Here is a 24,045-nt window from a genome sequence, read left to right as displayed (position 1 = left end):
AAAAGCGGAGATAGAATATGAAACACTTATTAACAACAGCATTATGGCTTTCTTTGACAGCCAGTAGTTTTGTAAACGCCACCCCAGTAGTAGGAAGTCTTGAAACAGTCGCTGAATTGCCAATACGACCTGGCAATGTCAGCGTCACTGCACAAGGTCGGATTTTTGCCACAGTACATCCATTTGATACACCATCAGGTTTGCAATTGATTGAAGTTAATCGTGAGACCAACGCTTATAAAGCTTGGCCTTCAATGGATTTGCAAAAAACATCGACAGCCAATACTGCTCAATTTGATACCTTATTAGGTATTGCTCAGGACAAAGCTGGACACCTCTGGACCGCAGATATGGGGTTAGAATTAGGCCAGACAAGGATTTGGGGATTCAACATTAAGGACGGCAGTCTATATAAACAAATCGTCCTACCACAAGCTCTCGCGCCTAAAGGCAGCTTTATGCAGGATCTGGTTGTCGACTCTCAAAAAGGCTGGATTTATTTAGCCGATATCGCCAACCCTGGCCTCTTAGCGGTGCGTATCGACGATGGTCATACAATACGTTTTTCAGGTCATAGCTCGCTGCAGGCCGAAACGGATGCAGTAATGAACATAGATAACAAAACAACATTGTTTAATGGCAAAGTTGCCAGTGTAGCGGTCAATCCAATCAGTTTATCTGCCGACGGAAGTACACTCTATTATGGTGCAATGAATGGCACTCACTGGTATCAGTTATCGACTGCGGCTTTACAAACAGGCAATAATGATCAAATTATCGCCACGGTAAAATTAGTCGGAGCCAAGCCTGTATCAGATGGCGCAGCAACGTCCAAACAAGGTAATCATTACTTTACCAATTTGAACCACAATGCCATTTCCATGCTAGATAACAAAGGCACACTAACAACAGCGGTCAGTTCTCCACTACTGGATTTTCCTGATAGTGTGCAATTTGGTGAAACAGGCTGGTTATATATTTCAGTGAACCAATTGCATAAAGCAAAAGCCTTTAATGGAAAAGCCGAAACAGCCAAACCGCCTTATCGTATCATGCGACTCTGGACCGGTGAGGATACTGCTGCGGGTCAATAACACCTTAGTTGCAACTGCAAAGTTGCAGCTTATATTTGCAGTATGAGTTATATCACAACTGTTTATTTACGTTGATGTGAGTCTTTGGTTTAACTCGAAAGCGTCTAGAAATGAGTTAGGTGTTGATTGTGCAAACTATCAATGCCTTTTATTGTGACTGGCACAGGTCAATATTGAATGGTGAGATAATTTTTGGAACAAGGAACAAGGAACAAGGAACAAGGAACAAGGAACAAGGAACAAGTTCAGTGAAACTCAATCAACCTTCTAAAAATGCATTTTATATTCAAACTCTGAGTACTCAGTACCGACCTCTATTATGGTTGTTTGCTGCAGGGTTATTACTGCTTGGTTTACTCTGCGCCAGAGCAACCTATTTACAACCCGATCCGATACTACAGCTCGTTCTCGGCTGGGTAACACTGTTTCTATTGTTACCCGTGTTACCGACTGTGTTTGTTCAGCAACAGTGTTGGTTAGACGCTGAGCAACAGCAATTGTGGCTCGGTAAAGGTTTATTCAATGGGAGGTATATGGGATTGTGGCGGTGGCGTTCCTATGCCTTTTCGGACATCAAAGCAGTGCAACTTTATCAGCTGCAAATCACTCGTTGGCATCAGATCAGCCGCAATCGCCAAGCGGAAGATACTGTCCAACATTATCTGGCTTATTTAGAATTGCATCAGCCCAACGGTGCTCAATTGATATTGGGTGACAATACTGATAGAAAGGAATTACAACAAGTTCTACAGCAATGTGCGCAGGCGATAGATTGTAAATTTCAGGATTTTAGTAACACCACTCAAAAATCACTTCCCAAAGGTAGTGAATTTAATTTCATGCGGGTACTGGTTCTGCTGGTTATATTTATTTTGTTGAATATTTTATATTTTTTGTTCGTTCTATAAATGCCCAGTCATCCAGCCTAAAAAGTTAGGCTGGATGTCCTCCACAACGATCACTCATCTTGCTCTGTGGTTTCCTGATAAGGAACAAACACTTTAAGAGATGCTGGCTGGACTTCAATAGTGAGATCCGCTGGCTCAAATACTTCACCATCAATCACATATTTACACTTAGGCTGGCTGCTGATGGTGACCTTTTTAGCATGGGCATGATGGACTTTACTTGCACTCGCTTGTTGATCTCGCACACTCTTATTGCCTTCCTTTACCCATCCCGCAATCGCTAATTCAGCGAGGCTAAGCAACTGCTCTTTGGGTTCATCGCCAGCATCCAACCAAGTAATGTCGAGCAAACCGTCGGTCATGTTTGGCTCGCCATCGCCCTGCGCCAACACGCTGGTAAACGGTGCGGCATTGGCAACGATTAGGCTATGGGTCGTCAATGTTGTGGGTTTTGCATCATCTAAGCTGAGCTGGATGGTTAAAGTGATATCGGCATTCACTGCGCGCCATAAGCCATCGAGGTAGGCAAACTGGCCGAGAGCATTTTTACGCTCACGGTTTGCGGATTCAATCATTTGTTGCTCAAACCCTATGCCCACAAGCAACAACACTAACTCCTCATTACAACGCGCGGTATCAATGGCTTGGCAATGCCCTTGAATAATATTATCCAACGCCTGAGAGATAGGAATAAGTTTACTGCCTAAACCAAAGAGGGCATGACTGAGAGCATTAGTTGTGCCAAGAGGAATGATGCCTAAGACGATATCCGTATCAACGATTTGAGAGGCCACTTCAGTCACAGTACCATCGCCACCACAGGCGATAATAATATCAGCGCCTGCATTACGGGCTTGCTCGGCGAAGACATTTGCGGTTTTGTCTGCTGTTGTGAGTTTTAACGTTAGGTCAAAATAGGCTTTGAGTTCATCTTGGATTTGCTCGCTGTATTCTTGCCATTTCCCGCCACCAGAAACTGGGTTGGCGATAATCCACGCCACTTTGTGGATGTTAATTTTCCCTTGACTGAGCATGCGATCTAGCGCGCGTAATTGCCATTTGTTTAAGCCGGCGGTTTTGCGAATTTGCTTTATCTGCTGCAGTACTTCGGCGAAGTGCTGTTGTTTATCTTTACAAACCAAATAAGCGGCGAGTACCAGCACTGAGCGGCCACGACCCATAGCACAGTGGATGAGTACCTGTTTATTGGCGCGCACTTGGCGGTGCAGCCAGTTAACGGCTTGATTGAGTTGGGCGCTGGTCGGTACGCTATGGTCGAGGATGGGAATATTTAAATACTCGATATGATCCTCAAATTGCGACCAATCTAAGCCATCAAATTCAGCGGTGACATCCAGAATGGCAGTGATCTTATTGGCTTTAATCGTTTCCAGATCTGCGGAAAAGAGTCTACAGCCGAGATACAGATGTTCATCAATCCTCTGCATGGGTGGTACTGAATCGTATTTTCTGGCCCAGTGGTTATAGAGTCGACTGCCTAATAAAAAGGGAATAAAACCCCAACGAATATACCAAGGAATAGTACCATCTTGGCGTTTTCTAAAAATACTGGCGAGATTAAACCAATAGGCCGAACCGACTAAAAACAGTGACAGACTTGTCCATGCACAAATGAAAGTGAGCAGGGGAGAAGTGTCTGTTATTGCAAAATAGGCTAACAATACTGCACCTGCAGTGTACAAATATTTGATGTGGATCTTCGTTAGCATGCAAGTCCTCCAATGCCATTGTTCTTGGTTAAAATCGTTGCACTTGAATGGATAGATGTCGAGATGAGAGATGCAGAAATGAGCGAGTCTAAACCAAAAGGGTGGCAATAGACGAGTCTATTGCCACCCTAAAGTGAGGTTTGTTTAGCACTTAGTATCTTTAGCTTTAACACCTTCTTTGACTTCTTCACAGGCATCTTCGATGGCGTTACCTGTATCAGTCATTACTTCATCGATTTTTTCGCCCGCGTCTTCGGCTTTGTTATCACTACAGGCCGTTAAACCTAGGGCGAGTAATAATGCGAATGCTGCACTTGTCATCAGGGTAAATGGTTTCATATCTATCTCCTTTTCTAAAAAAATTATAGTCGCGGTGATTTGCCCTTAAGGGCATTGATCAGCAGAGAAATCACTAATAACACAATAAATATGAAGAAAATGATTTTCGCTATTCCCGCCGCTGCGCCAGCAATCCCAGCAAATCCTAACAACCCGGCAATCACGGCAACAACTAGAAATACTAATGTCCAACCTAGCATAATAACCTCCTGCCCTTGTATTAATCCTTCTCATGACCGTTTGTGTCACTTGTAAGGTAACGGCTAATGGCTCTTACTTGATTGCGATCTTAATGCCAACTTTAAAAATTTTAAGTAGTTAATTGATTTTAAATATAATTTAAATCATTTTATTTAAAATGGTGTGAGTGAATTAAAAGAGGGGTAGGCAATTTTTACCTAAGCTTCGGTAAGAGTTTCAGCCTAATACGTTGAATCAAAGACTGTGAGCTGATGTCGTCCATAAGTAAAGATAAATAAAAGCCGACACTGTGAGTTGGTGTCGGCTTGAAGATATTATGATCTTATAATACAAGATGATAGGAGCTAAATACGTTTAAAAACGATTTAGCGGTTTCCAGCGCTGCAGGCTAACTGGGATGCTCGCGCCTTGGGATAACAGCAGGTTAATCCGGGATTGATATGCTGCGCCCACCATTAAATGTTTGGCTAAATCCACCGCATTACGGGCCTTATAGTCGTCTAAATAACTGCCTTTGGCCCACGCATTAAATGCACCCAGTGCTGGGCCTGCCCAGATTTGGTAATCCATTTCGCGGCCGACTTCACCTGTGTTTGACCAGCGGCTAGACAGACCCAAATACCAGCGGAAAATCAGCGCCATCTTACGTTTGGGGTTATCCAGTGCGCGCTCGATTTGCTTAGGATCGCGCTCGTTAAAGTGGGCGACTGTGCCCGCCCAAATATCATCGAGTGATGAGCGGAACACTTGCTCTTCGAGTTTTTTACGCTCGTCCGTAGGGATGGCATCAATCGAATCGTAACGGGTGTAGATTTCATAAAGCTTATTGGCGCGCATTGGGAACAGGGTGCCGCGCTTAACCACTTGTAATTTCACGCCCATTTCGAACATATCGGCGGCAGGCGCCATAGTCACATCGGCCATTTCTGTGGTGGCGAGTAACTTACGTGTGTGTTCACTCGCGCCCGCCTCCACACACGCTTGGTTGATTGAACCTGTGACGATAAACGCCGCGCCCATGTTGAAGGTGGCTAATGCTGCATCGGGTGTACCGACGCCGCCGCCAGCACCCACGCGGATAGGCGTTTTGTATTGATACTTAGCTTGGATTTCATCTTTAAGCGCCAAAATCGTCGGCAATAGCGTGACCAATGGACGATTGTCGGTATGGCCGCCTGAGTCGGCTTCGGCTGTGATGTCGTCCGCCATTGGCACGAGTTGCGCCATCGCCATTTGGTCTTGGCTGATAAGGCCGTCACTCACTAGTTGCTGGAGGATTTTGGCAGGCGCCGGCTCCATAAACTTAGTCGCGACTTCGGTGCGGCTGATTTTGGCTATGACTTTATTGCCAATGACTATTTCGCCATGTTCGTCGCGGCTCAAACCCGCCGCGCGGTAATAGACGATTTGCGGCGTTAAGCCTAAAAATGCCGAGGCTTCGACCGTGCGCACTTTATGTTTTAAAAACAGCTCAACGCTGCCGCGCTCTAAGGCGGGCTCGCTTGGGCTATGAATTAAGTTAAAGGCGTAGGGGCCATTAGGCAGCGCCGCCTGAATGCGGGTAATGGCCGCTTCAACGCGGGATGGAATTAACCCCGCCGCGCCAAACGAACACAAAATACCCGCTTGACCGAGCGCAATAACCAGTTCTTCCGAGGCAATGCCGTTGGCCATAGCGCCGGCATAGTAAGCATATTTTACCCCGTGTACGCGGCGAAAATTACTGTCGCCTAAACTTTGGGTGCCAAGGGCAGGGGCAAAGGCGCTGACAGGGTGTGAGCCTAGTGGCGCTTGGCTGTCGCTTGTGGTCACTTCGGCCGTTTGCGCTATGCCTAAGCCTTTTTCGCTGTGATTCACTAAGTAGCAGGCTTGGCTTAAATCTTTGAGTTTTTTGCCTAATGAGTCGATATCAAAGCTCAGCTCAGTATCGTTGACTTGCCACGGCCAAGGGCTGAGTTTTTCGTTATTGCTATTGTATTGATCGAGAGTATGGCTAGTCATAGGTGTTCTCATGTTATCAGTGCCGCCCTGCGCGATGTGGATAGCCAAGGCGGCGCAACTATTTGTTATTCGTTATTTGTTATTCGAGATTAGCGTCTTTCTAACAGCGTAAACTCATTAAGCTTCTTCAATACAGATGGCGATATCTTTGACTTCATAAATCCGCAGGCCATCTTTACTCAAGTTGGCATCGCCCATAATGATGCGTTTGCCATTGTCGTCAGTCACGCTGGTAATGTGCACATCCAGTGACATCTGCTTGTTTAATGGGTTAATTTGACCGCGATACTTCCATTTGATATCCGATAATATCTGCCCAAATTTAGGATTGTTAAAGCCAGCGCCAAGGTCTTGGTCAATCACATAGGTTTGCATCAGCTCGATAATGGCTTCAACCCCTAATGAGCCTGGCATCACAGGATCTTGATGGAAGTGGAATTGGAAGAACCAATCACTCGGGTCAATGGTGCGTTCGGCGTATAAATAGCCAAGGCCCGCTTTACCGCCGGCTTTTACGATTTCAGCCTTGTCGATAAAGTTAAGTTGACCGCCCGCTAAACGGTAATGTGGTTGACCTTTTGGTGCGTTAAAGCTGCGATGTTGTTTATCTAACAGATTGATTTGGCTATCGGCGGCTATGCCATTTTGCACATGCCAAGGCTGAGTTATCTTGCCGTTGTCTATGCCTAACTGGTTTTTCAGTGCATCGCCCTTGAAGTAACCAAATACCGCTTTACCTTGGTAGAAAGGCTCGCCATCGCAGCTTAATTCAAAACTGAAATTTTGGATGATGTTACTGCCAGCAATCACAGTCGATAACAAACGTGAGTCGTTCATTATGGTTTTGCCGCGTAAATCCACATGGCGCAGCAGCTTACCGCTACCGTCCAAGTTACGGAAAAACAGCTCTTGGCCGGGGAAGCCCAAGGTGGTGCCCATATAACCTGAGATAAAACCGTTTGGCTGCAGTGATATTTCCATCAGCACAGAATAGGGCATAACGGCGTGATGGCTGTTTTTATCATAATACCAAGCGTTTGCTGGCACTTCGTATTCAGCGATACACGAAGAGGGCTTTTTCAGCTCGCCGCGCTTGCCGTCAATCGCAACCACGCGGGTGGTAAGCTGTAAATCACCGCAAGGCGTGCGCGGTGGAATTAGGCCGCGATAGATGCTGAAATCGGGGCCGAAGCAGTTTTCGATATCGCCAGTGGCAAACTCGAACATGTGGTACGGCGTGAACGGCAGGGTGTCGGGCACGCGGTTAGTATACTTAGAACCTTCTGGCGCAATCGGCGCAGGCACGTGCTTAAGCGGCACTACGCCTTTGTTGGTTGGCGCGGTTAAATCAGGCTGCTGTGCCATCAGCGGCGCGGCGAACGATGCGACTGTTGTTGAAACCAGCGGCGCAGCCGAAGCAGTATTTTTAGCTACATTTCTAGTCGTATTGTTAGCTGTGCTGTTGGCATTATCCGCGAGGTAGCGGGTGCATTCGGCTTCTTCTTTGATCATCACACCAAGGTTTTGGAAATCCACGACCACTTTGCCATTAAGCAAAATATCGATATTCGCCTTAGCATACGGGCGCGGGCTCATACCGATTTCGGTAATTTCCATGCGATAGGTGAGCAGGCCAGATTGCGGCAAGACTTGACCACGACAGCGCACTTTTTGAGAGGCATTTTCTAGCGGTTGGAAACGCCCGTCTTTTACACCGAGGTGCATCCCAATATGCAGCATAAAGAATTGCAGTAATTGACCACAGCCTTCGGCCATTAACGATCCCGCCATCACTTGGTCGCCCTTGAAATGACACGGGAAATACCAATGATCAGCTTCGAGCTGCTTATGGCCTTGAACTGAGCCTAAGCCCCACGCGCCGCCATGCACCTCAAGATTGTTGACCTGTTCAATCATCAGGAATTTTTCGGATGCAAAACATAAAGAGGGCTGCAAACCATATTGGGCTTGATGCGCCGCATGGACACCGCCAAAACAGCCACCGATATCGGCGCCGAGCAGTTTATGGATTTGACTGTAATCAAATTGGCTTTGCGCGCAATCAAGCAGCGGATTAAAGCGCGGTTTATTCGGATTATTCAAGGCGAGGTTGCGCGCTTTGATTTCAGCTTCGGTGTGAATAACACCTTTGCCGTCGGCCAGTTCTTTATCGGTGAAGAAGCCGGCACAGCCGCCATCCATTTTCAGGATCAGTTTGTCGCCCACGAAACATTCGTAGGAGAAGAAGAACAACAAGGTATCGCCATTGCGGGCAAAGTGATTGATGGAAATGTCGTAGCGCAGGGTGTCGCCACCGCGCGGTAAGTCGCCAAGGAAGGTCAGGGTGCAATCGAGCAGGCGATAAACGCGCTCGCCCTTGTTTTCAAAATCGATACCTAAGTAACTGATCAGCATCAAATCGCATTGACCCGATTCGACCGCCACGGCCCAGGGGATTTGACCATCGACCAGATACGGCGCGTCCACAGGAATGTCGTATTCTGTGGTCATAGTGCAAGGCTGATATTGGTTCATCTGGGCGTTTAATTTCGTTACCCGAGACACCAGCAAATAGTCCGTGGTTGGCAGGCGTACACGGCGCGAGTAGCTGTCGATAATGGCGTAATCTTGGCCAAATACATTAGCGATATCACCTTCGGCGTACTCGACTAAATCCGCATAATCCCAAATACAAGGCTTGCTTATCGGTGTTGGCGGCGTGTACAGAGGCACTTTTGCATGGTTTGGATAAAGCGCAGCTGGGTTTGCCTCTGAGTTAACAACTGGAGCTAGCTCAGGTGTTGGCGCCTGAACAGTGGCTTGCTGTTGTACTGGCGCAGCTTGGCCATTGACGGCTAACTCGCTGGCAAGCTGGGCTTTCATCAAGGCATCGGCCAGTTTCAGGCCTTGCTCACGGCTTTGTAAAAAGGCTAAATGGGCTTCACGGGCGAGTTGCTGATTGCTTAAAAATGCAGCGTCTTTTAGCTCTGCTTGAGCGGCGTTGTTATTGGGCGTGCTTAGGGCATTCATTGGCATGCTGCTTAATGTCTCTTTTTGTTGAGCCGTGGTTGGGCTGCTTGTTGCAACGCGATTAGTGTCTTTGCTCGCTATTTGGGCCAAATGCTTGCGCTGGCTGCGCGCTGGCAGTGCTGTAATGGCTCGGGCTTTTTGTTGTATCGCATCAAGGCCCGCGAGCGGCGTATCAAGGATATGTTGATAGATATCGCGGCCACCGAGTGTCACTTGTTTTATTAAGTGTTTTTGCTCTGAAAGCGTTAAGTCTTGCTCAAGCCTTTGCCGCAAACTGTGCGCTTGCGTGGCACTTTGACTGAGCAATAACTGCGAGCATTTACCTTGGCTAAACGTGGCAACGAGCGCGTGCTGCTCTTGAGTAGCTTGTTGCTGTGCTTGGTTTTTTAATTGCCCATGATTTTTAAATTGTCCGTGATTTTTAAGCTGCCCATGATTTTTTAACTGAAGCAGGGCGCTCAAAATACTCGCCATTCCCGCAGCAGCAAAATTGTGGCCTAGGGTATCAGCGGCTTGGCTGCGCTCACTCACACTCGGCAGCAGGGTATTGAGTACCTGCTCTGAATCGGCAAGTTGCTCAACCGCAATACTGGTTTCAATCAAGCTAATCTGGCTGCTATTCACCTTGGCTTGGGTTAGCAAGTCATTGCAAATACGCGCAGTGTTGCTATTACCTTGTATGTCACAAATCGCGCCAAATACTTGGCCGCTGATGTGACCATAACTGTCGCCATAGCTGCTATTGGCATTAGCATTGTTAGCGGCATTACTTGGCTGGGCTGCACTTGATTGCGCTGTCGTGAGCACTAACGCGCCTGCACCTTCACCGACTTTCCAACCAGTGTCAGTTGCATTCAATGCCACTGGTGATACGGCGTTTTTAAGGATCACTTGCTCTAAACTGCCACTTAAATCGACGGCGGCGATCACTACTGCATCTAAGGATTCTTGGGACAAGAGGTTTTCGGCCACATCGATACAGCGGGCGACCGATTGCTCGGCCGCTGAAATGGTGAAGGCAGGGCCGTTAAAGTCCCAAAGGGATGCGATACGTGACGCCATGATGTTGCCAATAAAACTGGTGTATTGGTTCAGTTTGGCGGCATCGAGCACACTGTCCATGGCGATTTTTTCAAGGGCGAGATACTCGGCTTGCGTGAGTGTTATTCCTTGTTTTTTAAGACTGTCTGCCAGTTGAGTGTGCAGATTCACCCTGCCACGGAACTGGTGTAATTCAAGCTCTGTTTCCATCGCCACTAATACAGCAACCTTGCCACCTGGCATTAAGTTAGCATCACGAATCGCTTCATCGGCCACTTTGATCAGCAGCAGTTGCTGGGAGATCAGGCGATCATCCTCATTGGGCGGCACTTTAAAACGCAGGAAGTCAAAATCGAACTGGTCGATATAGGCGCCTTGCGGTACAGAAGGCAAGCCAAAGTTAGCTAAGATCTCAGGGTGTTTATCTAAGCCTTTCCAGCGTTTAGCGGGCAGCGGGATAAAGGCATCTTGCCGAGCATGAATCGTGTTATCCAATGCATTAATGGAGGATAAAGGCCCAAAGTGCGACGCTAAGCCAATGATATTTAATGGCGTGTGCTGGTAACTTACTGCGGCTGCGGCTTGTTCATTCTTCTTGTTTGTATTGGCAACATAGGATTCCAGCAATAAATGCGCGTTACAGCCGCCAAAACCGAACACGGAAACACCCGCGTGGCGGCGGTCATTGCCGGCTTTATCTGGCCAAGCATGCAATTCTGTTGGCAGATTTTTAGCGCTAAACAAGCCCTTAGGCGAAGATATCGGCGCCGATAAGTTAATACTTGGCGGCAGTCGACCCGAGCGCATGGCAAAAATCATCTTCATGATCCCCGGCATGCCCGCGGCTGTGAGTAAATGGCCTAAGTTGGATTTTGCCGAGCCGATCAGCGGCACCGCAGAGCCCGCGAGTTTGTCCTCAAAAAAGCGTTCCATCGAGGCGAGTTCGACTTTATCCCCAAGCGGTGTGCCCGTGGCATGGCATTCAATCACTTCGATATTGGCAGGCAGTGTGTTTGCGGCACTATAGGCGCGCTCGAAGGCTTGCACTTGGCCCTTGCTGTTGGGGCTTAATACAAACTGGCCTTTACCGTCGTTCGACAAACCAATGCCGCTAACGACGGCATAGATGTTATCGCCATCGCGCTCGGCATCTTCTAAGCGTTTTAAGACTAACACCCCAGCGCCTTCTCCAGCGAATAAGCCTTTGCTGTTGCTATCAAAGGGCGCCGAAATACCGTGATCTGGGTAGGCGTGGAAAATCGAGAATCCCATGTTGATAAAGAAGGGATCTGCGCCCGATACTGCGCCTGCAAGCATCATATCGGCCTTGCCAGTTGTTAGGTAATCGCAGGCGAGTTTAAGTGCGTAAACCGAACTGGCGCAGGCGGCGTCCAGACTTAACTGAGTGCCACCTAAACCGAGTGCATCGCTGACCAGCTTTGAGGCTGTGTGGGCAACGGCGCCATTGGCGACGTTTAAGGTTTGGCTATTGGCATTGAGATCGTTAACTGAATTGCCAAAGTCAGCCAGCTGAAATGCGCTTTGATTAAGTTTATTTTGCAGCGCCTTTTCAACGGTTTGATGATACAGAGGCAAAAATAATTCGTTGGAGCGGGCCGTGGGGAACGACAAGGTTCCCATTACGATACCAGTGCGCGCCAGTACGGCATCGCTTGGGGCAATCCCTGCGTCTTGCAGGGCTTTACGACTGCAATCGAGTGCCCATAAAAAGCTTTCATCTAAACCGTCAAAGGCGGACTCAGGCAGTTGATAGCCCTTGGCATCAAACTCAAAGTGTTGGATATAGCCGCCTTTATCACAGTAAAAACGGTCAGATTGCCCCTGCACACCTTGGTAATCGGCGGGATTGGCATTGAGCTTCTCGCGGCTGATTTGGGTGCGTGAGTCTTTTTTATCCAGCAGATTTTGCCAGAAGGTTTGGGGATTATCGGCGTCAGGATACTGAGTCGCGAGGCCGACAATCGCAATTTTTGACGCACTTTTTGATGCGCGGTTTGACGTAATGGTAGGCACGGTAGTTTTATCAATCGCAGGGGAATGCTGAGAACTCACTGGGGTTCTCCTTCTGGTGATACTTCTGATGATAAAGGGGCTGCGTTAGCACTTAATGGCTTAATGAGCGGCGCGAGCGACAGCGGCACTCTGTGGCTTATCAGCTGAGCTAAGCACTTGAGTAAGCTGGTAATCGCATCGGCACCCTTGGCATTGCAAGCAATGGCGACTGTTGCCTCGTTCGCCGTGCTTTGGCCTGCATGGGCGTGGCTGATTTTATCTATGAGTGTGCTGGTTTGCCTATCGGCGCCCACTTCGACAAACAGTCTTGCCCCTTGCTTAGTGGCATTTTGAATGAGCGCACTAAAGTCGAGTGGCGAACAAAAGGTATCGGCAATCGCGCGGCCAATGCTGTGACTATCCACGGTTACTGGCGCAGTTTGCGCTGCGCTGATAAAGCGAATAGGCGAGCCATGTGCTGCCGCTTCCAGCGCCTTAGGTTTCAGTGCCTCAGGTTTCACTGCTTGAGTATAGAAATCTTGTACTTGCCCATGGACTAACATGGCAGGTGCGGTATGCATTGCCGTGACGCGATTGGCGGCAATCCCACGCTTACCTAACTTTGCAAGTAGGGCTTTACAGCTTGTTTCGCAGCCTGCAATGACGCAAGTATCACCTTGGGTGATGGCTAAATAAGCACGATGAAACTCTGGCAATAATGCCTTGATTTCATGGCTGTCGGCACGTACCACAAAGCTGTTCCACACTATGGCTTCATCATCCGCAAGCTGCCACGCTCGGCGGACTGCGGTTAGCTCGCCAGAAATGGCATGGTTGAAAATATCGCTATTTTCAGTGGCGTTGATCATCCCGTGGGGCGTTTGCCACACATCTAGACTGGCCCACATGGCCGCTTCGCCCATTGAGTAACCGAGCGCCATTTTAGGCTTAATATTAAAGACTTGGGTCAACAGTTTAGTGAATAGATAACTGGCACCCACGCCACTAATCGCTTGCTGGCTTAAGCTCATGCCTGCCGCCGCTTTAACATCTGCGGCATAAATCTGCGGTGATTGCAGCATGGCGCTTAAGTCGCCTTCTCGTTCTAGCTGGTGATACAGCGCGGGGAAATACTCATGCAAGTTATTGAACATATTGGCGTAAACCGTGCCAACGCCGGGATAAACAAAGGTAAGTCCCGCATCCCCTAGCGGCTTAGCGGTAAAACAGCTACCCGCTGGCGTTTTAAAGTATTGACCATGATGGCGAACAGCATCATTTTCAAGCGCCGCAATCATAGCTTTGGCTTCAAGTTTGAGATCATCACTTGATGCCGCCATCAAGACTAATGCCAGTGGTGCGTTGGCATCATAGCGTTCAAACCAGAATGCGAGTTGATGTAATGCAAATGAGGTGTCCGGTGCGCCAATGTCTAGTGAACTAAGCAACTGAAACAGTTTTGCTTTTAGCTCATTAATACTGTCACTACTTATCGGCACAAACAGCTGGTTTTCATCAACAAGAGCTTTGGGCGCGATAACTTGTGTGCCTTGGGTCAGTACTAGGCTCTGGTAAATATCTTGGCCTGAATCCAGCAAGGTATCTGCTGGGTTTGATCTTGTTGCCGCTAGATTCTTTGTTACAAGATTTAGACATAAAACCCGCGCTTGATGTTGGTCGCTAAACCAATAGCCAGCTTGATGATTGGTGCCGTTTGTCTGTTTTATATCAGTAGCGCCATGAAGCGGCGCTTGTGTTCGCGCGGCGAGTGCGGTTACACCTTGGCGCAGCGCAACAAATGCCTCGTTGAGAGTGTTGGCGACAGTCTGATGTTGAACGGTTTGAGCTGGGCTGCGCTTTGCCGCCGCTAATGCCGCATTAGCAACCGCCCCTGCATTAGCAACACCTGCATTTACAACACCTGTAGTCTCATTGCCAGCGGCAAAACCAGCGATAAACGCGTGGGCGTGGAGGCGCAGTTTGGCGGCGGTTAAACCATCGAGCAAGTACAGAGACTGGGGCAGATTGCCATCATTGAATTTAAGTTCAACGAGCTTGCCTTGCTCAATGGCTGTTGTTGCTTGGCCTAACAAGGCAGTGAGCGAGCTTTGCTCATACACTGACGGTTCATGATCTGTCGATTGGTTGGCATCGGCAGCGCAAATTTGAACTCTTTCACGTTCCGCAAACGTCCCTAATATTTGGGCTGAGTGAGGGGAAAGATTGAGCGCATCGCCAAGCAACACTGCAATGCGCAGTGGCTTGGCAAGCTTTTCAGTCATAGCCGTGTCAGCTATCGACGTTTCAGGTTGGCCGCTATGTAGAGTTGCTAAAGTGTGGGCTAAATTCACTCGACTTTTGCCTCCACACTTTCAATGGCTTTATTCGCAGCGGTTTGATTAGCCGCAACTTTATTAGCTAAGAATGCACCGTTAAGGTTTTTGCTGATGGTGACTTTGGCGTTGTTCATCTCGCAGCTTAAACGGCCATCTTGATGATACAGCGTGATATTGGCTTCAAGGGCACGGCCAGAGTGTTTCACCACCTCGAGCACTAAATACCCTTTATCGCCAAAGGCAAACGGCGCATGGGAAATAAACTCACCAATGCTTGATGGCAAACTCGCCGCACCATATTTGAGTCTCGCCCATACCAGCATCGCCTGTAGCAACAAATCTTCCGCAAAAGCTTGTGAGCCTTTAGGCGTGAGATTAGGCACAAAATCCCCGCAGTCCGCTAACGCAACATGGGGAAGACTCACCTTAGCGACTAAGCTCGCATCGTCAAACTTCACCACCGACTCAATACCTTGCAGTCTTGGGCCGTGGAAAAGCGTGCCGTCGCTGTAAAGGCTGCTCGCGGTTGTGATGGCAGAAAGTCCTGCCAAGCTTTGCGCGTCAAAGGCGGTTGCTTTGCTGTTAGTGGCTAAGTAATCGTTAGCCGCGTCATCAACAGCATCATCAACGACTAGGATAGCTTGATATTGCGGACGACCTTCAAAGCTGATTAAGGCATTAATTTGTACACTAGCTTGTGCATTGACTAAGGATGCCAGTTCAAGTTCCAGCGTGATGGGCGCTTCACTTTCTAACACTCCATTTTGTAACACGGCAGTGTCGAAAATAATGCCCTTCAACAGCTTGTAGCTTTGTACTTTTACTGGTTGCTTGAGCACATCAAAGGCGGCTTCACGCATCCACTGAATCGCACACACAGTCGGTAATACGGGATTACCGTTAATGCAGTGATCTTCAATAAAGATCATTGCCTTAGGGTCCAGTGTGCGCTGCAGTGTTAGCGGTCGCGTGAAAGCGATTGCAGCAAGTGTTGATGCCAAAGCATGCGGATCCGACGCGTCAGTGGTCAGATCCGCTTCAGGCTTTTTTAGATTGCTACCTTGAGTTGCTTGCTCGTCACTTGGAACTGTGCCTTGCATGTCAGTACCGACCAGCAATTGTGCGCCTGTGTTGCTCAGTAATTGGCTAGCAAATAACTCAGCGCCTGCCTTTAGCGGGATCACATAAACACCGCGATCCATAAACATCTTTTTCAGCGCAGGATTCACCATGCCGCCGTCCCACGGACCCCAATCGAAGCTCATCACTTTGGCATTTGGCAGTTGCTGCGCCAGTTGCAGTGCGGCTTTGTTGAGTATGTCGTTGGACATAGCGTAATCGCTTTGGCCAGTATTGCCGTAAAAACCCGCCGCCGAAGAGAATAGGGCAATCAGTTTTAATTTATCTAAATCCAGTGCGGCAAGTAGATTGCTTATACCTGTGACCTTAGTGCCATACACCCGTGCTAACTCATCTAAGGTTTTGTCTTGGATGTGTTTATCGGCGAGTACGCCCGCACCATGGATGATGCCAGTAATAGGTGATAACTCGGTGATCGGCACTATCGTGCTGGCGATCGCATCTGGATTGTTAACATCGATACTTAAGTACTCGGCACTCGCGCCTACGGCGGTAAAGGCTTCTAGTGCGGCTGCAATTTCTAGGCTGCTTTGCACTGGCCATACTAAGGCATCCACTTGTTTTGGCGTGGGTTTCTCGCCCAAGCTTTGAATGTGGGCAATGGCAGCGGCTTTAAGTTCACTGTTATTCTTACCCTGCGCCCAAGCGGGAATGGCTTGTTGGCTGCTTCTGCCGGCAAGGATAAAGTGCGCCTTGCTGCGTTTTGCCAGACTCAAGGCACATTCAAAGGTCACGCCTTTTGCGCCGCCAGTCACCAGAATTTTATCTGCACTGGTCAAGTTAGCTGCGCGGTGGCGGGTATCTGCCTTGCCTGCAACTAAGGTCACGCGTGCCAGCGTTTCAGTTACGCCAGCTTCACTCACACCGACTTCTAATAGCTTATCGGTTGCAAAGAGCTCAGCGATCACTGCATTGGCCAGTTGCTTGGCATCAAGTGCTGGCGCGATATCTAAGGCGCGGCAATGCACGCTTGGCCACTCGTGGCTCAAGGTTTTCGTCAGACCTGCCAATGCTGCTTGGTTTAACTCGCTGCGGGCAATTTGGCTGTGGTTGAGATAACCAAAACCACCGTCGATACGACTGACGCTGATAAAACTACTACCAGTATTGGCGGTCGCTGCTGTTGTTAAAAACGGTTGTAAGTGCTTGGCGAACAAGAACGCTTGCTCGACGGATGCCTTGGCGGCACTGGACAACACTAAACCTTTCGCATCGGCTGAGTTTTTATGTTGTGGTTGCAGATGAATAAAGCCTGCAACCGTACCTAAGCTTTTGATCTCATTAATTACGGCACCAATGCTGGCATCGTCAATCGCCGCCAATGTGAAGCTGGCAATGTGGCTATTGAGCGGTGATGCACTGGCCACAAGGCTTTCAGGCGAGCGCACAACCACAACCGTTAGACCTTGAGCATGCAATTTTTCGGCAAGTACGCCAGCATTGTGGCCATCATCGCTAATGATAATGCAGGCATCTTTAGCAAAAACGCGTGGCAGGCCTTGTTGCGCTGATTGCTTTGACGATTGCTGTGGCGATAGTTGCGCTAGCTCAGCCGCCGCTGGCAACTTTTTTAGCACCACCTCACTGTGTGGCGGTAAATCGATAGTAGGTTCAGGCTGAACGACAGCGCTAACTGGCGCGGCATTCTGGCTTACCGCGTTTTGGCCTAGCTTGCTTTGCATATAGCTAACGATTTCACCTAAGGTGCGACACTCGGCCAGATCTTCAGGATTGAGTTCAGGCAAGCCCGGTAGCTCGTCTTGCACTGTGCCTAAAATTTCAACGCGCTTGATGGAATCTATGCCTAAATCGGCTTCCATATCCATGCTGAGTTCCAGCATTTCAGTGGGGTAGCCTGTCTTGTCGGCCACCACAGCCATCATGGTTTGTTGGACAAGTGCAGCACTTAAGCCATTATTTGTTGTAGTGGTAACAGTGACTTGCGCTGCTGTTGTAGCTGAAACCGAGCCAACCGCAGGTAGTTTGCTGTTCATGTAGTCAACGATTTCGCCTAGGGTACGACACTCGGCTAGATCTTCAGGATTGAGTTCAGGTAAGCCCGGAAGTTCGTCTTGCACTGTGCCTAAAATTTCAACGCGCTTGATGGAGTCGATACCTAGATCAGCTTCCATATCCATGCTGAGTTCCAGCATTTCAGTGGGATAGCCTGTCTTGTCGGCCACCACAGCCATCATGGTTTGTTGCACTAACGCAGCGCTTAAACCGCTGGCGGCAGGCGCGGCAGTTGTCACATGAGTTGCTACGATAACTGCGCCCGCTGCAGGCAGCTTGTCATTTTGTGTAAGCTTACTTTGCATGTAGTTAACGATTTCACCCAAGGTGCGACACTCGGCCAAATCTTCTGGGCTGAGCTCAGGTAAACCTGGCAGTTCGTCTTGCACTGTGCCTAGGATTTCAACGCGCTTAATTGAATCGATACCGAGATCGGCTTCCATATCCATGCTGAGCTCCAGCATTTCAGTGGGGTAGCCCGTCTTGTCGGCTACCACTGCCATCATAGTTTGTTGCACTAACGCAGCGCTTAAACCGCTGGCTGCAGGAGTTGTTGGCGCTGTTGTAGAAACGACAACTTGGTCAGCCGCTGGCAATTTGCTGTTCATGTAGTTAACGATTTCACCCAAGGTACGGCACTCAGCCAAATCTTCTGGGTTGAGCTCAGGTAAACTCGGCAGTTCGTCTTGTACTGTACCTAAGATTTCAACGCGCTTAATCGAATCGATACCTAGATCGGCTTCCATATCCATGCCAAGTTCGAGCATTTCAGTGGGGTAGCCTGTCTTGTCGGCTACCACTGCCATCATGGTGCTCTCGATTTCAGAAGCATGCACTAACGCAGCGCTTAAACCGTTAACGGCAGGTGTGGCTGTTGCCACTTGAGTTGCCACATTTGCAGCAGTAATAGGCGCTACGATAATTGAACCAACTGCTGGAAGCTTAGAGTTCATGTAGTCAACGATTTCACCTAAGGTACGACATTCGGCCAGATCTTCTGGGCTGAGTTCAGGCAAGCCCGGCAGTTCGTCTTGCACTGTGCCTAAAATCTCAACGCGCTTAATCGAATCTATACCTAAATCGGCTTCCATATCCATGCCAAGCTCTAGCATTTCAGTGGGATAGCCTGTTTTATCGGCCACCACAGCCATCATAGTTTGTTGCACTAACGCTGCACTTAAGCCGATCGTTGCTGGTGCCGCAGGTGTCATCTCTGGCATAACTACAGCAGGCATGACTAATGCAGGAGCGGCAGGAGCGGCAGGAGCTGCAGGCGCTGCAGGCGCAACTTGTACTTTCACAGCAGGTGCATAAGCAACGGGAGCCGTTTGCACAACAGGCGCAACAGGTGTGCTAACCGCGGGTCTCGTTGCAACAGCTTGAGTCACTGGTGCGGCATTGTGTGCCACTGACGTTGCAACAACAGGCGCTGGAGCAGGCGCAGTTGCTCGTGGCTGACTTGCAACCGCTGGGGTAAAGTTAATCGGCGCATTGTTTAGCATGGCCAAGGCTGCTTGGCTGCTACTGCTTTGTAGCTGCATAAATTCGGCGTGGCTTTGCAGGGTTTGCGCTTGATGCTGGTGGAACATCTCCATCGAGCGTTGCAGGCTTTCAGGGATTGCAATGCCAAGGCTTGCCATCTTGGCTTGTTCAGTCATGAGTGTCGTGAAGGTATCGCCATATTGCTGCGGGATAGCTAAAAACTGTTGATGTAACTGCGCCGCTTGAGATTGTGCGCTGAAAAATGCGGTTAACGCATCGCTGCTGACGCTTGCTGTACTTGGGCTCAATTGCGCCGTCGCTTGTTGCTGGTGATTGCTTAAGCCTTGCGTAACGCTTAGGAGTTTTTGTTTCATTTCAACAGTTGCCACTTGATTCGCTTCCACTTCTATTATTTTTTCAACAACTTTTTCGACGATGACTTGTTTCTCAACGATTTTTTCGACTTCTCTTTCGACAACCGTTTCAACGATGCGATCCACATATTGCACTTGGCTAGTCACGCTGCCTGTGGCGAGGGATTTTGCCATCTTAGCTTTGGTCGCAGCACTAATATGGTTAGTGGCGGTGAGTTTGATGTTCATCGCTGATGGCGCTTCACGTTCGGCAATTTCTTGTGATGTGACGGCTTGATAGGGGTCAACCTCAGTTAACGCTACACCGGCTACCGCGAGTTGCACTGCGGCTAAGCGTAATTGACTGTCACTGTCGCCCTTAGGATTCGGGTTCATGCTGACAAGGCAAAGCTCATTTAAGTGTTCACCTAAGGTATTTTCAACTAACTTTTGCAGTATGTTCTTAGGGCCAAACTCAACAAACACCCGGGCGCCAGCGTCATACATGGCCTGCAGTTGCTCGCTAAAGCGAACCGATTGCAGCATATGTTGTTTGAATTCTGCTTTAATGGCTTTGCCATCGCTTGGGTGTAATTGACCCGTGCCGTTGGCATAAAGTGCGACTGAAGGTGCGCTGAATTTAGCTTTATCAATGGCTTTGGCAAAGGGTTTTTGTGCGTGTCCAACCAATGGGGTATGGAACGCGCCTGAGACTGGCAGGGCAATCGCTTTAAAGCCCAGTTCGCTAATGGCTTTCGCGGCCAGCTGAGTTTGCTCTGTGCCACCTGCGATGACTAATTGCGTCGGCGCGTTGTAGTTGGCAATTTTAACGCCATCAAACTGGGCTAAACAGCTATTGATCGCATCGATATCATTCTTTTGCTTAAGAATAATCGCGAACATGGTTCCTAAATCAACTTGAGTCCCAGTATCGCTCGGCACTTGCGCCATGGCATGCCCACGGGCGAAGGCCAGTTCGACGTAATCTTCATTGGAAATCACGCCTGCCGCGCAAAGGGCTGACAATTCACCAAAGCTATGACCCGCCACCATATCGGGTGCAAAACCCGCTTGCGTTAATAGCGAATATTGCGCCATTGAAACCGCGCCTATGGCGCTTTGGGCGAACAGGGTATTGGTCAGCGCCGCTTCTTGGGCTTTAACTGCATCGGCATCGAATGCCGGAATAGGGTAAAGGATGTTCGATAACGGCGTTTGGCCGTGGTGAGCAAATACCTTATCGCTGGCCGTCACTTGTTGGCGCATTTCCGGGAAATGGCAGGCGAGTTCGCGGCCCATGTTCAGGTACTGTGAACCTTGACCAGCAAACAGGGCGGCCACTTTATTGGAGTCATTCTTGCTATTGGTTTCAGTGACTAGCGCTTTTGCGCGGTAGCTGATGCCAGACGGTAATTGCCACGCCTCGCTTGCACTGGTTTCTAGGTGCCCGCTTTCTAAATGCGCACTGCTTTCTAGATGAGAGATGGCTTGATTCAACTGAGCTTGCAGCTGAGCGATATCCTTAGCCACAAAACCTAAACGGGCATCTGTGTCTGCCAGCGGGCGCAGCGGATATTGCTGAGCGATAGCGTTTAGGCTCGCAGCGCTGCTCTTATTCGCGTTTGCGCTTGTGTTCACGCTTTGGCTCAGCGCAGCTTTTAACTCGCTAAGCAGCGCGGCTTTATTGGCTGCGGCAAACAATAGCGTTTGCGGCACACTGCGTTGACGATATTGCTCGTCACGGCTGTGCTCAGGTTTGTATTCTTCTAATACAAGATGGAAGTTCGTGCCGCCAAAACCAAAGGAGCTTACGCCAGCACGGCGCGGCGTTGCATCGGCGCGCTGGAACCATGGGCGAGTTTCGGTATTTAAATAGAATGGCGAGCTTTCGATATTCAGTTTTGGATTAGGCTTGCTAACGTTAATGGTTGCAGGCAATACCTTGTGGTGCAGCGCTAGCGCGGCTTTGATCACCCCCGCAGTACCTGCGGTGGATTTAGTGTGGCCCACTTGGGATTTCACTGAACCTAACGCGATATGTTGATTGGTGTCGTTGCCTTGGGCAAATACCGATTTTAAGCCATTGAATTCAGCTACATCACCTGCGGCAGTACCTGTGCCATGGGCTTCAACTAAGCCAATGCTGTGCGGTGCAAAACCCGCGTCGTCGTAAGCGCGCTCCAATGCTTTAGCTTGGCCTTCAGGGCGCGGCGCATAAATACTCTTAAACTTACCGTCAGATGAGGCGCCAACGCCTTTGATGACGGCATAAATCCGGTCGCCATCGCGCTCGGCATCTTCAAGGCGCTTAAGCGCGACCATGCCAATACCTTCGCCGATCATCATACCTTTTGAATCGATATCAAAGGGTTGAATGGTTTCATTGGTGGTGAAGGCTGGCGTTTTTGAGAAGCTCATGTACATGGACGGCGAGTTATCGGTACAGACACCGCCGGTTAACATCATGTCGCTGCGACCTTCGGTCAGTTCAGTTAGCGCCATACGCATAGCAGCGAGCGAGCCCGCACAGGCAGCATCGACCACACAGTTCATGCCGCCAAAATCAAAACGGTTGGCGATACGGCCTGCAATCACGTTGCCTAAGGACCCAGGGAAAGAGTTTTCTTCCCAGTGGATATATTGGTCTTGGAACTTTTTGATCAGCATTTCGCTGTCTTCATCGCTCAGGCCGCTGCTTTTGAATACTTTTTTAAGCACTGGATATTGCAGGCGCGAGTTCAAGCTCTGACTGATTTTTTGACCACCGCCCACGCCTAGTGTGATACCGATACGATCGCGGTCGTAATCGGTGGGCAGATTAGCATCGGCAAGCACTTCTTTGGCGACAATCAGCGACAGCAGTTGCGAGGTATCTGTCAGCTCAAGAATATTGGGCGGCAGACCGAATTCCATAGGATTGAAGTCGACTTCTGGTAAAAAACCACCGCGTTTACAGTAGCTTTTATCGGCTTTGCTTTTGTCGGCATCGTAGTAATCTTCGGCGCGCCAATGGGTGTCTGGGATGTCAGTAATGGCATCGATTTTTTCGCTGATCAAATCCCAAAATTTATTTAAATAACGCGAGTTAGCGAAGATGCTGGCCATGCCGACGATGGCAACGGGCATATCTTTTAAACGTTTGTTGAGTCGTTTATCTTTTTTTGACTCAGTCGCAGAATTAGGTACAGAAGGGGTATGGCTCATAAAGAGTCTCCACGGGTCGACCTGGATACGGTGACCTTGTTTTGGGATTCAGCCGCGCTTGTCTTTGGCGTGCCATGGGCACCGGGAAAACGGGCTAAGAAGGTGTGATAGTTGCGAACAAGCAACTTTCGTAAATGAAACGGCCCATGTCTGAGGACATAGGCGATATATCTATTGGTCGCTTGGGTATTACTGTCTTGATAAATATCGAGGTAAATCCAATCACTTGCTGTGTCTACGCCTAATAGTACTGAGCTTGGAGCTTGCTCAGTGAGCTGCGGCGGTATGGTGAGTGAGACCACTTGCACCACAGTATTGCCGTCGGTACTCGGCAATGCGAGCGCCTTAGCCAAGGTTTCTGGATTGACCGTATAGGTTTGGATATCGCTGCCTTGCGTCACAGGCAATTGATTAAAATAGCGTTCGGGGACTTGCGGTGCTTCAAATTCATCGAGCCGCGATATGCCATAGCGCTTTAAGCAACGGGCAAGGCCGGAGCGCGACACATTGGGATTAATAAAGGTTTGGGTAACCTGAAGTAATCTATCTAAGGTGAGTTTGAGTTGATAGCGTAATCCCACCACCACATATTCTTCCATCGGCGTGAGCGTGGTATTGAGGTGATGGGGCGTGTTCGAACTGTTACTAATGGACTCACGTTTCCGCCATTTGCGGACTGTTGCCTCAGTAATATTTAAAATTTTTGCCAGCTGGCTGACGCTCAGATCCGATTGCTGGATAAAGAGTCGCATTTCAGGCGTGGTGGTGGCGTTGCGATGCCGAGGTGCGCTGTCTTTTTTCGCCGCTTGAGTCGTGCTCTTGGGGGCGTAAGACGGCGCTTTAGATTGAGAGTCGCGAGCTGCCATTAATAATAATTATCATCCGACATAATCTATTGGGACTGAGAAGCCATTTTGGCTGAGTCAGCAGTGGCACTCTTGAAGAACATAGTGACACTCATCGTAAAACCTGTGCTTATCATCTGTGTCACTTAATGGGGATGCAGATTACCTGAGGTTTCGGGTCGATACAATCATCTGGGACTGGAATTTATTGGCTTTCGTTGAGTAATGGTATTTTCTGTGCGTTATGTTGGGTTTTCGTTGACCGCTTGGGCTTTTTAATACTTTGATAGTGGAAGAATTAAATTTTTAGGGGCG

At 49.0% G+C, this 24,045-nt stretch carries 10 protein-coding genes; 2 read left to right on the top strand and 8 right to left on the bottom strand.

All coding sequences use genetic code 11. The features are described from left to right. Positions 1-17 precede the first annotated feature (17 nt). Positions 18-1,094 carry a major royal jelly family protein gene (locus L5M51_RS08185; protein ID WP_263172285.1) on the top strand — a complete coding sequence of 359 codons (1,077 nt, stop codon included), beginning with the start codon at positions 18-20 and terminating at the stop codon, positions 1,092-1,094. A 248-nt stretch (positions 1,095-1,342) separates the two neighbouring features. Then, positions 1,343-2,002 carry a hypothetical protein gene (locus tag L5M51_RS08180; RefSeq protein WP_263172284.1) on the top strand — a complete coding sequence of 220 codons (660 nt, stop codon included), beginning with the start codon at positions 1,343-1,345 and terminating at the stop codon, positions 2,000-2,002. 50 nt (positions 2,003-2,052) lie between these two features. On the opposite strand, the gene L5M51_RS08175 is transcribed toward L5M51_RS08180, so the two are convergent. The 8 genes from L5M51_RS08175 to L5M51_RS08140 form a co-directional block, all read right to left on the bottom strand. Then, a complete protein-coding gene (locus tag L5M51_RS08175; protein WP_263172282.1) occupies positions 2,053-3,732 on the bottom strand; it encodes a diacylglycerol kinase family protein in 1,680 nt (559 codons plus the stop codon). Positions 3,733-3,876: 144 nt separating this feature from the next. After that, positions 3,877-4,071 carry a hypothetical protein gene (locus L5M51_RS08170; RefSeq protein WP_028760637.1) on the bottom strand — a complete coding sequence of 65 codons (195 nt, stop codon included), beginning with the start codon at positions 4,069-4,071 and terminating at the stop codon, positions 3,877-3,879. 23 nt (positions 4,072-4,094) lie between these two features. Beyond that, positions 4,095-4,271 carry a DUF1328 family protein gene (locus L5M51_RS08165; protein WP_028760636.1) on the bottom strand — a complete coding sequence of 59 codons (177 nt, stop codon included), beginning with the start codon at positions 4,269-4,271 and terminating at the stop codon, positions 4,095-4,097. Positions 4,272-4,626: 355 nt separating this feature from the next. Continuing rightward, complete coding sequence (pfaD, locus tag L5M51_RS08160) at positions 4,627-6,273, bottom strand: eicosapentaenoate synthase subunit PfaD (protein WP_263172279.1); 1,647 nt, start codon at positions 6,271-6,273, stop codon at positions 4,627-4,629. Between the two features lie 117 nt (positions 6,274-6,390). Continuing rightward, a complete protein-coding gene (locus tag L5M51_RS08155; RefSeq protein WP_263172278.1) occupies positions 6,391-12,417 on the bottom strand; it encodes a beta-ketoacyl synthase N-terminal-like domain-containing protein in 6,027 nt (2,008 codons plus the stop codon). After that, positions 12,414-14,708 carry a PfaB family protein gene (locus L5M51_RS08150; protein WP_263172275.1) on the bottom strand — a complete coding sequence of 765 codons (2,295 nt, stop codon included), beginning with the start codon at positions 14,706-14,708 and terminating at the stop codon, positions 12,414-12,416. The genes L5M51_RS08155 and L5M51_RS08150 overlap by 4 nt, the downstream gene beginning before the upstream one ends. Beyond that, entirely contained in the window at positions 14,705-22,885 is an 8,181-nt protein-coding gene (locus tag L5M51_RS08145; RefSeq protein ID WP_263172273.1) for a type I polyketide synthase, read from the bottom strand. The genes L5M51_RS08150 and L5M51_RS08145 overlap by 4 nt, the downstream gene beginning before the upstream one ends. After that, positions 22,882-23,751 carry a transcriptional regulator gene (locus tag L5M51_RS08140; RefSeq protein ID WP_263165795.1) on the bottom strand — a complete coding sequence of 290 codons (870 nt, stop codon included), beginning with the start codon at positions 23,749-23,751 and terminating at the stop codon, positions 22,882-22,884. The genes L5M51_RS08145 and L5M51_RS08140 overlap by 4 nt, the downstream gene beginning before the upstream one ends. Between the last annotated feature and the right edge of the window lie 294 nt (positions 23,752-24,045).

The organism is Shewanella sp. SM73, assembly GCF_025653795.1.
GTDB classification, from domain to species: Bacteria; Pseudomonadota; Gammaproteobacteria; order Enterobacterales; family Shewanellaceae; genus Shewanella; species Shewanella oncorhynchi.
Note: the sequence above shows the minus strand (reverse complement) of the source record. Positions and strands in the feature narration are given on the sequence as shown.